Genomic DNA, 13,159 nt, shown 5'->3' with positions numbered 1-13,159 from the left:
CGGAAGACTGCCGTCTTCCACCGACATCGAGTTCCTCCGGTTGCCCGTTGACTCGGATCAGTTCGGGTGACCTGCTCCCTTTGCTCCTCGGGAATTACCCCGGATCAACGCTCCTACGGAGCAGTCCGCCCCTGGCTTGCGCATTGGTACTTTCGGCCTCACGGGGCTTCCGCTTGTGCCTTTTCCCTTACCATCGCAAACCAAGTTCTCAAGTTCCGTACGAAAGCCCAGACTAGAGTCACGCCCCCTGTACACCGGACATCGCACGGCCAGTAAGTAGGTTGCTTCCGTGCTCCTCCCGGCCCTGGCAGGCAGTTCCGGTTCTGATGTCGTGCTAGTGGTGTTTCGATGCGTAGTCGGAGGTTCATTTGCATTCGTCTCTCTAGTCTCTACATGACGTGATCTGATGTCACGCCTTTTACCATGACGTTCACCACCGCAGCTTTTGACTGAAGCAGCTCATGGCTGTTTGAAGCCTCCCCCTACAAGGTGGCTCCGAAGGGCCCGCCTTCATCTTTCGTACAGCATGACGCTTGCGCGTCTTCTTGACACAACCTGCCGCACCACCGTGCGTACGGGTCCGTACACGGCGGTTCGAGAGGTTAGGCTAGTAGAACGAAAAGCTTGCCATGCTTTCGACGAAGTGGAGAGTGTCATGAATCTTCGCGTTTCTCCGGAATTCAAAAAACATTCAGGGCCCCAGCTGCCGTTGCCTCTGTTCTTTCACTGCACTTGCACGGCAAAAGAAGTGCTCGGCGGAGTGGAGTTTCCCGTGCGCGTATCGTAACTCGGGAGCGACGGCCCGCCCACAGCTAAATCATAGTGAGTGGTAAACGAAGGCCCCGACCTGGCAGAGGAGCAAGTGGCATCTCCGATCAGATGCATGCCTGTCAGGGACAGGGTGACGCCGGTTGTGCCTAAACCCATTATCCGGTTCTCCTGGGCAATCAGGTATCCGCTAAACGTCTCTTGTTTTGGGCGAACAATTAGGATCGTCGACTGGTCCAAAGACCGGAAAGGCGGCTCCCCCAGGGTACTTGCCAGGGTGAACGGGGGCCCGGTTGATGAGCAGCCCCCTGATGGCTTCGGTAGCAGCAATCCGGGCCCAAGGACAATGGTGTCTCTAAGAAGCTTTGAGAGACCATAGCGATCTGGGGGTTGATTTCCATTCTCCACAGAGTTTTAGCGGCCGCAGAGACTTGCATCACCGCTGCGAGTTGGGGACCTAAGCTGATGCTGACATGGGGAGCAAAGCGTAGGCCTGCTGAGGCACACATTTCTGTGACTTGATTGGTTAGCGTGATGCCGCAGCGTCCGGGCCCGGCTGGAGAACGGACGCTGCATTCGTATCGATGAACCGTTTGAAATCGTAGTGACAGCGATAGCTTTCCCCTATAGCGATTGGTACTGAGGAGCGGCGGGTCAGTTCGGAGCGAAGTTCGATCTGCTCGGGCGGCAGAGGTGCTTCAAGCCAGCCCACACGAAGCGTAGCCAACTTGTCGGAATAGTGCAGCGCTTCTTCGATGGTCATTCGCCAGAGAACATCGACAAAAAGTTCGGTCGTAGCGGGTAGCGTGGTTCGAAGCTGCTGTACCAATTCGAGGCCTTCTTCGAAGGTTGTTGTCCAGAAGATCTTGAATGCCGTAGCGCCCTGCTTGACCTTCATCTTCGCGAAGGTTACTTGTTCTTCGATTGTGCGCCCCGTGACGCCGGAGACGTAGGTTGGAATGGAGGTCGCTGCGGTTGATGAAAGAATATGCGAAATGGGTTTGCCCTGAACCTTGCCGACGACATCCCATAAAGCGAAGTTCGTGAATATCTTCAGCGGTGGCACGCTGAGCGACGGTCCGTGCCGCGAAGTACTCGATAGCACACCTGATCTCGAGTGATTCGACAAGCTCTTCGACTGAAATGTGTGACACAAAGGTGCCGCTGCGAGGTCTGATTTCAATCAGGCCCTCCGCGGCGAGGCGGTTGACGGCATCTTTGATCGGGGTAGCGCTTACATCGAGTTTTACCGCGAGTTCCAGGACTATCTCTATGGTGTATTCGCGTCGTGTCGCGAGCGCAAGTGGTACACTCCTTGGCATTATGTTGGAGCCGGCCGCAATTCATTCTAGGTAAGTAGCTGCATCCCTTCTGGATGTGATGCTTCCTCGATCGTCCGGCAGCATGCGAGTTTCGAGTCCAATGGACGCTCCAGGTTAGCGGAAATGATGATCGTATGGACGGGACAAGAGACAATCGTGAACCAGCGGATATAACTACTCTGCTCGCGCAGGTCAAGCAGGGGGATGCTGACGCTGAATCGAATCTAGTACCCCTGATCTACAACGAATTGCGAGCGATCGCCAGGAACTACATGCGCCGGGAACGGCCCGATCACACGCTGCAAGCTACAGTTCTGGTACATGAAGCCTTTCTGCAGCTGGTTGGGGACTCAAAGATAGAGTGGCAGAATCGCGCACACTTTTTTGCCTTGGCATCGCGTGTCATGCGCCGCATTCTCGTTGATCACGCCAGGGCTGCACACGCCCAGAAGCGGCCTGGGGCTCGTCAGAAAGTCGAACTCGAGTCTGCCCTCGCATTTGTAGAAGCGCAATCTGCCGATCTCCTGGCGCTCGACGAAGCGCTCAAAAGGCTGGCGGCTTGGGATCCACGTCAAAGCCGCATCGTAGAGATGCGCTTCTTCGCTGGTCTCAGCTTTGACGAGATAGCAGAAGTGTTGGGCATATCCGATCGCACCGCGAAAAGGGATTGGATGATGGCGCGGACCTGGCTTTACAGGGAACTGTGCAAAGGCACACCATGAATCTGCAATACAAGGCGCGTGGACACGGTCTCCCCACCCGGCTGCTGCGAGGACGCTTCGCTGCGGAACATTAGAGGTGAAAAGCATGAAACGCGAATCGATCACCATGACGCCGGAAAGGTGGAGACGGCTCAAAGAGATCTATGAAGCCGCGCATGGCGAACCGCTCCTTAAGCAAGCTGAGTTGGTCCACTCGCTAGCTGGGAGTGATCAAGAGTTAGAGGCGGAAGTTAAGAGCTTGCTCGCCGCCGACGAGACTGCGGCCAGCTTTCTGCAAACCCCTGTCATTGACCTGCACGGCTGTCTGTCAAACGATGAACGTTTACGCTCTCTTACCCCGGGCGATGTAATTTCGAGACGTTTCGAAATTCTGCGCTTTCTCAACAGCGGCGGCATGGGAGAAGTGTATGAGGCATGGGACTCGGAGTTGAAAGAAAGGATCGCCCTCAAGACCATACGCCCGTACATCGCGTCCGACTCGATGATCATTGAGCGATTCAAGCGGGAGGTAAGACAGACACGCGGGATATCCCACACCAATGTCTGCCGGGTTTATGACCTCGAATCCTATGAGCAGATTCCGGGACAGCCGATTTGGTTCCTCACCATGGAATTGCTGGAAGGTCCGACGTTGTTGGAACATCTGCGTGGGCAAGGTCCTTTGGAGACTTCACATGCTCTTGAAATAGTCGAGCAGATGGTTGCAGGTCTCGCCGCGGCGCATGATCTCGGTATCGTGCATAGGGATTTCAAGAGCAGCAACGTGATGCTGGTAAACACCGGAGATGGTCACACTCGCGCGGTCATCACCGACTTCGGTTTGGCCTTCGACATCTCAGCGCCCAGTGAGGGGACGCCGGAGCCCGGTGGCCAGGGAACTCCCGACTATATGGCCCCGGAGCAGAGACGATCTGGTGAGGTGGGAGTCCTCGCCGACCAATATGCCCTCGGTGTCGTGATATGTGAAATGCTGACCGGGGCGCGCCCCAAAAGAGTCGAACTGCCAGACAGGAGCTCTGTAGAGCTTCCGCACCAACATCTCGAGCACCGGTGGGCAGACGTGATTCGCCGTTGCCTGGAGACGCGACCTGAAGGCCGCTTCGCGAACGTCAGAGAAATCCTGACAATTTTGTCGCCTCCAAAACAACGGGCCAGCAGCCGCTGGCAAGCGGGCGCAGTTGCTGCGTTAATCGTAGTAGCTGTGAGCGCGGCCTTCTTCGTGGCGAACAAAGGTGTGAGCCGGTTGACGGGAGTGCAGCAACTGACCTCCAGCACGGACTTTTCCGAGAATCCCAGTTTGTCACGCGACGGCAAGTTGGTGGCATACACGTCGGATCGCGGAGAGATCGGTAATGTCGATATCTGGGTACAGCAGCTCCCCGCGGGAAGACTGATCCGCCTTACGACTGATCCAGCACAAGATAAGGATCCCAGCATTGCACCAGACGGCGGTTCGGTGGTCTTCCGCTCTGAACGGACTGGTGGCGGCATCTACTTTCGTCCGATCGATCCGAATGGAGGAGCTGAGCGCCTGCTCGCATCCAAGGGCAGCAATCCCCGCATTTCACCGGATGGTCAGGACATCGCATATTGGGTAGGTGATCCGGACGTGACGATCGCCTCAGGGAAACTGTATGTGCTCTCCCTCTCCGGCGGCCTCCCGGTCCGGCTCGCCTCGGATTTCAAAGATGCACGATTGCCGGTGTGGAGCTCTGATGGGCGCTCGATTCTCTTTTCCGGCTGCCGCGCTGGAGAGAAACCGATGCCCGCATGCTCCGATTGGTGGATTACAAGCTTGGATGGAAAGAAGGTCCACAACACCCAGGCACTCGCACATCTGGTTCAGGAAAAAGTAAATCCGGTGGGTCCGATTGGCGCCTGGCACGGGAACGCCGTCCTCTTCAGCGGACGAAAGGGAGTGGAGACAAGTATTTGGGAGCTGACGCTGCCCGCGAAAGAGTCAGGGACGATCGGCCGACCGGAGCAACTGACGTCGTGGGACGCCAGAAATACCGATCCTTCCCTTGCAGAAAACGGCACCGTAGCTTTTGTCCGCATCGCCGGAGCGCTGCATGTTTGGCGAATCGATCATGCCATCCATCGAGGCACGGCCATCGCATCGAAGGTTACATCCGGCGCGGAAATTGACCTATGCCCCTATGTTTCCCATGATGGCCGTTGGCTTGTCTTCTCCAGGCGCTGGGGAAATCAGATAGATATCTGGATCAGGGACACACAATCCGGAAACGAAACCCAATTTCTGGCCATGGGCCGCCGCATATTCTCACTGATTATCGATGATTCAGGTCAGAATGTGGTGTTTGAAGCACGGGAGAATGATCTTCCATCAGTCTTTAGGGCACGTCGTGGCGAACCAGCCATGAGGCTATGTACGGCATGCAGCCACCCCACAGGCTGGTTCGATGGAAACCGCGCAGTTCTTTATCGAGAGGGCATGCCTTCACAGATCAAGCTGGCGAATCTTGAGACGGGCGACACACACACCGTATTGGAGGAACGCGGCGTTTCCTTGGGTGAGGCGAACTGGTCCCCTGAGAGTCAGTATCTGCTCTTTACCGTGTCGAAGGAAGGTGAGAGCAAACGCGTATTCGCTGTCCATTTCCCGCAATCAACCGGCACAGCCAGCGGCAAGTGGATTCCGGTCACCAGCGCATCGGAGTGGAGTGACAAGCCGCGGTGGTCGGGCGATGGAAAGTACATCTTTTATTTGTCAAAGCGAGACGGCTTCTCGTGCATCTGGGGTCAACATTTCGACCCAAGGACGGGAAGGACGAAGGGGCTGCCCTTTGCGGTAATGCATTATCACAGGCCGGGAAACTCTGTCGGAGTCGTCACAGCGCAATCCTTCAACCTCTCGGTGGCTGGTGACGCCATCTACCTCAACGTCGGAGAGCAGACCTCCAGTGTCTGGACTGGACTGCTGAAACCTAAAAGCAGATTTTCACTTCTAACTTCGCGTCCCTGATTGCATCTTGCGAGCCGCCGTGGCATAATCAACGCCCCGGCCCCCAATTTCTATATCAGGAGTTCCATTATGCCTCCAACCCCGCAATGCTCGACCTCCGAAAACGTGGAAATAATTGTAGGTGACGCCGACGCAACCACTCAGAAAACCCTAAATGCCCTAAAGCGCGCGCTCAGGACGGAAGCCGGCGAAAAGTTCAAAAGGGGAGATTGCCCGGAGCTAACTGTCACTTTTTTTAGATCCGTCGGGCGGTAGAGAGCGCAGGCGGCGCTGATGCCGGAGGTTTCGCCGAAGCCGCTGCGAGCTTAGTTGCTGCCAAGGATGCGGAGGTCTGCGGATTCAGCTCTATCTGCAGCAGCTATCCGCTGACGATTCGGATCGCCAAGGCAGTCAAGGCAATGCGGCCGCAAACCACCATTCTACTCGGCGGACCACAGGCCTCGGTCGTAGACATGTCTACGCTGACGGCATTCCCATTCGTCGACCTCGTACTGCGAGGTGAGGCGGAACGCACCTTGCCGCAATCACAGGCCGGGAAACTCTGTCGGAGTCATCACAGCGCAAGCCTTCAACCTCTCGGTGGCTGGTGACGCCATCTACCTCAACGTCGGAGAGCAGACCTCCAGTGTCTGGACTGGACTGCTGAAACCTAAAAGCAGATTTTCACACCTAACTTCGCGTCCCTGATTGTATCTTGCGAGCCGCCGTGGCATAATCAAGGCCCCGGGCCCCCCGATTTCTGTATCAGGAGGTTCCACTATGTCTGCAAAACCGCCATGCTCGATCTCCGTAGATGTGCTGACAACTGCTGACAAAACCATAACCCAAGCCACTCAGGAAGCCCTAGAGGAGGCGCTCATGACTAATGAAGGCGTCAAGTTCAAAAGGGGAGATTGCCAGGAGCTAATTGTTCTTTTTAGATCATCCGTCGGACCGTAGAGAAGCGCAAATGGACATATGCCTTGTCACCGCTCCGACCGCAACTGAGTTTCGGGACGCCGAGGAACTCAACAACGAGGCTGTTCGCTCCATGGCTTCGGAGCCCCAGGTCGGAATTCTAAGCCTGGCGGCTGTACTGGAAGCCAGAGGAGATACCCCTGCGATCGTTGACTTGAACCGCGGCTATCTTGATTACACAGCACGCGCAGGCGGCGCTGATGCCGGAGGTTTCGCCGAAGCCGCTGCGAGCTTAGTCGTTGCCACGGATGCGGAGGTCTGCGGATTCAGCTCCATCTGCAGCAGCTATCCGCTGACGATTCGGATCGCCAAGGTTGTCAAGGCAATGCGGCCGCGAACCACCATTCTACTCGGCGGACCACAGGCCTCGGTCGTAGACATGTCTACGCTGACGGCATTCCCATTCGTCGACCTCGTACTGCGAGGCGAGGCGGAACGCACCTTGCCGCTCTTGCTGGATGAGTTGGAAGCCGGGAGACGACTGGAGCGCGTGCCCGGCCTCAGTTATCGTCATGGTTCCGAAGCACACCGCAATCCGAACGCGCCAGTGATCGAAGATCTGGACAGCTTGCCTTCGCCCGCATATCACCTGACCCAGGAATTACGAGGCGCCAGGACAGCTGCCCTGGAACTTGGCCGCGGGTGTCCATTTGCCTGCACGTTTTGTTCGACAAACGACTTTTTCAGGCGGAACTTTCGCCTTCACTCGCCAGAACGATTGCTACATGACATGCGAGCCATTGCGGCGGAGTATCAAATTAGGGATTTCGCGCTTGTGCACGACATGTTCACCGTGGACCGGCGCCGCGTTGCGGCATTTTGCGAGGGAATGATCGCTTCGGGAGAGGGATTTACCTGGTCGTGCAGCGCCCGAACGGACTGCATCGACGAGGCATTACTCGAACTGATGGCGCGGAGCGGTTGCCGGTCTATCTTCTTTGGCGTCGAAGCCGGTTCGCGGAGGATGCAGAAAATTATTGACAAACACCTCGACCCCCAGAGAGCCGAAGAAATCATCGACATCGCCGACAGACTTGGAATAAGAACGACGGTTTCGCTAATCACTGGATTTCCCGAAGAGACATGGGAAGATGTCCGGGAAACGATTCGCATCTTCATGCACTCTGCACGGTGCCCGCTATCCAATCCGCAACTGAACCTGCTCGCGCCACTGGCTGGAACTCCAATCTATTTGAGCCACAAACAAGAACTGGTGCTCGAAGAGCTTTGTTCGGACATGTCTCACCAGGGCCGCAGTCAGAGCGAGGACGATCTGGAGCTAATCCGAAACTATCCGGAAATCTTTCCAAATTTCTACCTTCTGCCAGTACCGCACCTGGATCGGGAAGCACTCTTCGAACTACACGAGTTTACAATGATGGCGGTGGAGCGCTTCCGCTGGCTGCTTTCGGCCATTGACCAATGCGCTATGAGCGCCTTTGATTTCTTCCTTGAATGGCGAGAGCACCGACAGGGTTTGCGGCGTGGACTGAAAGGTTCAGAACTTCGGCAATACTATCGAACCTTCGACTTCCGAGCCGATTTTCTATCCTTCGTGCAGACGCATCCGGCCGGAAGGCACGAAGCGGTCAACGTTCTAGTGAAGTGCGAAGAAGGCATGGCCGCTGCCACAATGCGGTCTGCTAGCACGATGCCGCTCGCCCAGGAGGTCGACGTGGGATCCGCGCTCTGGTGGAGCGACATTCCGGTTACGAAGAAAAGCACTCGAGTGATCGAGCTATCATGCGACATTCAGGGAGTAATTGATGCTCTAAAGTTTCGCATGAGCCCGGCACTCGTTCGCGGCCCCTTTGCGTATGCGACTCGCGAAATGTCTGCCGGCGAGTGCCGCTTGGTCAAAGTATCAAATTGGATGGCTTGCCTTCTCCGTGCCTGCGACGGTCAACGGACTGTCGAGGATCTCGTCGCACAGTTGTCGCCCAATCTCTCAGAAGTAGATGAGTCACTCCGCGGCTATGTCGTGACGCGACTGCTGCAGGGTGCACAAGGGGAAGGATTCATCTCCATCCTACGAATTTCCGATGCCGCTACTAGCAGTCAGTCGAGCCTTCCAGTCGGCGAATGAGGAGCTGAGAGCCTTAGTCGGGTATCTAGCCGGAACGAAGCGGATTTCTCCGCTGTTGAACCGATGGGTTCCCCAACCTCGCGTCCTGCATCCCTATCCTGACGCACGCTTCTACGCCACTTATCCATCGTAAGAGCGTATGCGTGGACGCGCACGTACGGATCTGTGCGGGTTGTGCCTTGAAAGCTCATGGAATTCAGTCGCCTGAAATGGAGACCGCGGCAAAAGCCTAGCTCGCAGCCGCGTGCCGAGTCTTGCGTGTTGGGGACACCCGAGTTGCCGGCTGTTGGTGCAGATTGAGGCTGGTTCGCCCTCATCGAGATCTGTCAGGAGAAGGACTGCGCCTTTTTCCGCGGGGATGACCTCGAAGATCAGGCGTAGAAGTTCGTGTTGCAGGAGTTCGGAGTCACGGATGGAATTGATAACGTTACTGATTTCTGAACAGTGCGGCCAGATCACGCGCCATGCGTCCCACTTCAACTCCAAATGTCGGAGGCACTGGAGGGGCCATTCGAATGGTACTGAGGGTGGAGATGGCGGGGAGATCGCTGTGGATAGCGGTGGCCTGAGTCATCTCGTCGCCTTCATGGGACAGAAACACAAGCTCGGATCTTCCAACGCGGATTGTGTCACCGTGTTCGATAAGCTTGCGCCGTACGGGGACTCCATTCACGAAGGTGCCGTGACGGCTGTCAAGATCGACGAGCTCATAATGCTCGTCGAGTTGCTGGAGCATGCAGTGCCTGCGGGAGACGGCGGGATCGGTGAGACACAACTGATTTGCTTCGTCACGGCCAATGAAGAGCTGGCCTTCGACGAGATGCCGGACGGTGCCTGGGAGGGAACCTGAGATAACGAGGAGCCGCGGCTTCATCGGAGCCTCCGGTCGAGTCAAAGTATAGGCGAGTTGGTAAGGAATCCCAGATCGTTCTTAATTTTCACGACAGGGAATGGGAAGGATACCGGTGGGTATCCCTTCGGATACCAGCTGCTGGTGCATAGCGGCGACATGAGTGGGGTTGAAGCCCGGGACGACGTTGTATCTCATTGCAAATACATATGCAGTGTTGCGAGGCGGAAGATCGGCCAGCTTTGGCAACAAGTATGCAATATCTCGAGGCATGTCAGCTCCTGAAGAGCAAGATCCGAGCCCGAAGGGACCCTGGAAGAGGGTACTCCGGAAAGGAGAACGTCATGAAACGCATCGTCAAGGCAATCGCTCTCTTCGTAGCGGCTACCTTCATCACAGCAGGAGTATGGGCCCAGGATCACAAGATGAAGGCAACCGTCCCATTCAACTTCACGGTCAACGGCAACTCTTTGCCTTCTGGAACCTACACGATCCGTTCCGACTCGTCCAACCCTAATCTGCTCCTCATCTCCAACCGGGAGAAGAGCGTCCACATTCTGACTATGGCTAAAAACAATGATCCAGGAAAGGGCAACGCGCTGATCTTCCATAAGTATGGGGACCAGTACTTCCTGAGTCAGATTTGCAGCGACCTCTCGGCAATGAATCTTTCCTTCTCGGTCTCGAAGGCAGAGAAGCGGGCCAGGGAGCAAATGCAGGTATCACAGCGTCCGGTCAGCAGCGATGTCACGATCGCCCTCAAGTAGTTATCTTGAGGCGAAGAGGATCCGGAGACGATCGTCTCCGGGTCTTTTTTTGTGCAGTGTGACCCTGCTCTGCGGTTGTTGCTTGGCGGTGCACGCGGCGGCAAATAGCGACAAGACGCTGCGCATCGATGCGGACGTGCTGAACCGGATGATGAACCTGGTGGGCGAGCTGGTGTTGACGCGCAACCAGATGCTGCAGAGCGGGGTGGAGTCGACGAACTTTCCGGAGCTGGCGCGGCGGCGGGCCGATGTATTTCGCGTGCTTGATAACTGCTCCGGCGAAGAACTCAAGGCGACAACGGAGTGTATCAACACAAACCGACCTGATCTCACGATTGAAGTTACAAGCTCTCTGAGCGACATTAATGTCGAACGGCAGAGGTTGGAGGAAAGGTGAGCCCTGCACAGATGGAACAAATCATGAACAGATACGGGATGGAGATGTTGGGGCCGCCGATCGTTTTTCGTCTATGGCCTCCAGGCGGTCGCAGACGATCTGGAGCACATCCTTCGTCGCCGCTTCTCCGCGCGGCATCTCGTTTGCGCATCACCAGCCTACTCGGACACGCGCTGACCCCGGAGGTCGAGCGGCAACTAGAGGTTCTTCTCGAGGCCGACGAGGGGATGTACCGTATCAGTCTACTGAAGCACGAACCGAAGGACTTCAGCTATGGCGAGTTGCGTCAGGAGGTCGAGCGCGGCAAGTTCTTCCAGCCGTTGTTCGCGTTCGGTCAAACCTTTCTGGCGTCTGCTGGCCTATCGAACGAAAGCGTGAAGTACTACTGTTCGCTGGTCCAGTTTTATACCGTCTACAAGCTGCAGCGGATGGCCGTTCCGAAGGTCCGCTTGTATCTATTGTGTTTTGCCTCGCATCGCTTCCGCCAGATCAACGACAACCTGATCGAGGCCTTCATCCATTTGGTCGACGATTATGAGCAGCAAGCCAAGATCGCGGCCGAGATTGCGGCCGCGGAGTCCATGGCGGAGGCGACCGGGAATCTCCAGGCTGCGGGGCAGTGCTGAATTTGTTCCTCGATCCGGCCATCGCGGATTGGACGCCCTTTTCGAAGGTCAGGAAGCAAGCGGTCTCCATGCTCGATGCCGAACGCTTCGCACAGGTCTCGGAGTATATGTGCAAGATCGAGTTCGATAAGACGGCGTTCGAGTGGTCGTTCTACGGCACGCTGCACTCCAGGTTCAAGCTCAATCTGCGTCATCTGTTCGCGAGCCTGGACTTCGCCGGCCTGGTCGAGGATGCGCCGTTGCTCGAAGCGGTCGCCTTCCTGCAGGAGATCTTGCGCCACGGCAGATCGCCTCGTCAGATGAACCCTTCCAACTTCCCGGCAGGCATCATAGCCAAGGGCGTGCAGCGTTACATGTACACCGAAGCCGAAAAACGCAAGGACAGGAGGCTCGATGTAGCTCACCGCAAATGGTGGCGATGTCGCCCGCAAATAACTCGAGCGTGTATTCGAGCTGCGGCTTATCGCTCTGGCCGTGTCCGCGCAGATCTACTGCGACCACATGGTAGTTCCTACAAAATGCTTCCATCTGCGGGCTGAAATGACTGTGATCGCATGTCCATCCGTGCACGAAGACGAAAGAACGGCTCCCCTCGCCCATCTCTGAAAAGGCAAGCTGTACTCCGCCACGAAGAATGTATTTCATAACCTTGCACCTCGGCAGGGCTTCGAGAAAGCCCAACTCTTACTTTTGTTCTACAAGAGAGGGTGAGTAACTGGGCGGTACCCCAGGGGTTACGCATGAAATACCGGGCTAAGTTTGCGGTTGGAAGTACGTGAGGTTTCGCGCTTACCTCATAGTTGGAGGCAAGTGCGGATGTCGGCGAAGAAGCTTGCGGAACATTTTTCCGAGTTGGAAGATCCCCGTTGCAGCGGTAAGGTGGAACACCTTCTCATCGACATTCTGGTGATTGGGGTCTGCGCGGTGATTGCGGGCGCCGAGAGTTGGGTCGACATGGCGCTCTATGGTCAGAAGAAGGTGGACTGGCTGTCGACTTTCCTGAGGCTACCGAACGGCATTCCGGCCCATGACACCTTCCGGCGTGTCTTCATGCTGATCGACCCAGAGGATTTTGAGAGTCGTTTCATAGCCTGGACGCAGGCCTTTGCCGATAGCGTGGATCGAGAGGTCGTCGCCATTGATGGCAAGACGGTGCGCGGTTCCTTCGACCGTAGCCGCGATCAAGGCCCGCTGCATATCGTCAGCGCCTGGGCCAGCGAGCGGGGGCTGGTGCTCGGCCAGCGCCAGGTCGGCGATAAGTCGAACGAGATTACTGCAGTCCCGGAACTGCTCGACACGCTGGATCTCAAGGGCAGCATCGTGACCTTGGACGCGATGGGCTGCCAAAAGGCGATCGCCAGCAAGATCCTCGAACGGGGCGCCGATTATCTGGTCACGCTCAAGGCCAATCAGGGCAAGATCTTTGCCGCGGTGCGAGATCATTGCTTCGAAACCTGTTTTGCACTTGGCTCATCCAACCGGCCGGCCTCGGACGAGTTCGATGACAAACATGGACGCCTGGTCCGCCGCAGAGTCTTCGCCTGTCCGCAGACCGCTCTGCTCGAGCCTTTGCGCGACTGGCCCGGTTTGCGGACCGTCGTCGCAGTGGAAAGCATCCGCAGCATCAACGGCTCGGGCAAGGTAGAGGCCGAAATTCGCTATTTCCTATCCAGTTGCA

The 13,159-nt window shown here is 56.5% G+C and carries 12 protein-coding genes and 2 pseudogenes; 9 read left to right on the top strand and 5 right to left on the bottom strand.

Annotation, left to right across the window (positions count from 1 at the left end; translation table 11 throughout):
* Nucleotides 1-1,294: 1,294 nt before the first annotated feature.
* Nucleotides 1,295-1,873: a mandelate racemase/muconate lactonizing enzyme family protein gene (locus Q363_RS41255; protein ID WP_245632484.1), complete on the bottom strand. Its 579-nt coding sequence runs from the start codon at nucleotides 1,871-1,873 to the stop codon at nucleotides 1,295-1,297.
* Between the two features lie 58 nt (nucleotides 1,874-1,931).
* A pseudogene (locus Q363_RS46885) lies at nucleotides 1,932-2,090 on the bottom strand (GntR family transcriptional regulator); the annotation flags it as partial.
* A gap of 134 nt (nucleotides 2,091-2,224) precedes the next feature.
* On the opposite strand from Q363_RS46885, the gene Q363_RS26345 reads away from it, so the two are divergent.
* The 4 genes and pseudogenes from Q363_RS26345 to Q363_RS46875 form a co-directional block, all read left to right on the top strand.
* Nucleotides 2,225-2,812, top strand: a complete 588-nt coding sequence (locus Q363_RS26345) for a sigma-70 family RNA polymerase sigma factor (protein WP_035356714.1) — start codon at nucleotides 2,225-2,227, stop codon at nucleotides 2,810-2,812.
* Between the two features lie 85 nt (nucleotides 2,813-2,897).
* Nucleotides 2,898-5,798 carry a protein kinase domain-containing protein gene (locus tag Q363_RS26340; protein WP_035356712.1) on the top strand — a complete coding sequence of 967 codons (2,901 nt, stop codon included), beginning with the start codon at nucleotides 2,898-2,900 and terminating at the stop codon, nucleotides 5,796-5,798.
* A 239-nt stretch (nucleotides 5,799-6,037) separates the two neighbouring features.
* A complete protein-coding gene (locus tag Q363_RS46880; RefSeq protein ID WP_084080785.1) occupies nucleotides 6,038-6,388 on the top strand; it encodes a cobalamin-dependent protein in 351 nt (116 codons plus the stop codon).
* A gap of 359 nt (nucleotides 6,389-6,747) precedes the next feature.
* Nucleotides 6,748-7,149: pseudogene (locus Q363_RS46875) on the top strand (cobalamin-dependent protein); the annotation flags it as partial.
* On the opposite strand, the gene Q363_RS44760 reads toward Q363_RS46875, so the two are convergent.
* On the bottom strand, nucleotides 7,102-7,269 hold the full coding sequence (locus tag Q363_RS44760) for a hypothetical protein (RefSeq protein ID WP_245632483.1): 168 nt from the start codon (nucleotides 7,267-7,269) through the stop codon (nucleotides 7,102-7,104). The pseudogene Q363_RS46875 and the gene Q363_RS44760 overlap by 48 nt on opposite strands.
* A gap of 33 nt (nucleotides 7,270-7,302) precedes the next feature.
* On the opposite strand from Q363_RS44760, the gene Q363_RS36880 reads away from it, so the two are divergent.
* Nucleotides 7,303-8,841 carry a B12-binding domain-containing radical SAM protein gene (locus tag Q363_RS36880; RefSeq protein WP_245632482.1) on the top strand — a complete coding sequence of 513 codons (1,539 nt, stop codon included), beginning with the start codon at nucleotides 7,303-7,305 and terminating at the stop codon, nucleotides 8,839-8,841.
* A gap of 427 nt (nucleotides 8,842-9,268) precedes the next feature.
* Here the strand turns inward: Q363_RS36880 and Q363_RS39170 are convergent, their stop codons facing one another.
* Entirely contained in the window at nucleotides 9,269-9,715 is a 447-nt protein-coding gene (locus Q363_RS39170; RefSeq protein WP_084080784.1) for an FHA domain-containing protein, read from the bottom strand.
* 320 nt (nucleotides 9,716-10,035) lie between these two features.
* Here Q363_RS39170 and Q363_RS26315 point away from each other — a divergent pair, with 320 nt between their 5' ends.
* From Q363_RS26315 to Q363_RS26305, 3 genes are all read left to right on the top strand, one after another.
* On the top strand, nucleotides 10,036-10,458 hold the full coding sequence (locus Q363_RS26315) for a hypothetical protein (RefSeq protein ID WP_035356705.1): 423 nt from the start codon (nucleotides 10,036-10,038) through the stop codon (nucleotides 10,456-10,458).
* A gap of 88 nt (nucleotides 10,459-10,546) precedes the next feature.
* Nucleotides 10,547-10,855: a hypothetical protein gene (locus tag Q363_RS44755; RefSeq protein ID WP_245632485.1), complete on the top strand. Its 309-nt coding sequence runs from the start codon at nucleotides 10,547-10,549 to the stop codon at nucleotides 10,853-10,855.
* A gap of 23 nt (nucleotides 10,856-10,878) precedes the next feature.
* Nucleotides 10,879-11,481, top strand: coding sequence for a hypothetical protein (locus Q363_RS26305; protein WP_157467590.1), 603 nt, complete (start codon nucleotides 10,879-10,881; stop codon nucleotides 11,479-11,481).
* A gap of 327 nt (nucleotides 11,482-11,808) precedes the next feature.
* Here the strand turns inward: Q363_RS26305 and Q363_RS46870 are convergent, their stop codons facing one another.
* Complete coding sequence (locus Q363_RS46870) at nucleotides 11,809-12,009, bottom strand: alpha/beta fold hydrolase (RefSeq protein ID WP_425387785.1); 201 nt, start codon at nucleotides 12,007-12,009, stop codon at nucleotides 11,809-11,811.
* A 288-nt stretch (nucleotides 12,010-12,297) separates the two neighbouring features.
* Between Q363_RS46870 and Q363_RS26300 the strand changes: the two genes are divergently transcribed.
* Nucleotides 12,298-13,159 (top strand): ISAs1 family transposase (locus Q363_RS26300; protein ID WP_035356702.1); only part of this gene is annotated, 862 nt, incomplete at its 3' end.

The sequence above is a fragment of the Edaphobacter aggregans DSM 19364 genome (assembly GCF_000745965.1).
In the GTDB taxonomy this organism is placed as follows: Bacteria; Acidobacteriota; Terriglobia; order Terriglobales; family Acidobacteriaceae; genus Edaphobacter; species Edaphobacter aggregans.
This window is presented reverse-complemented; position numbering and strand designations above follow the sequence as displayed.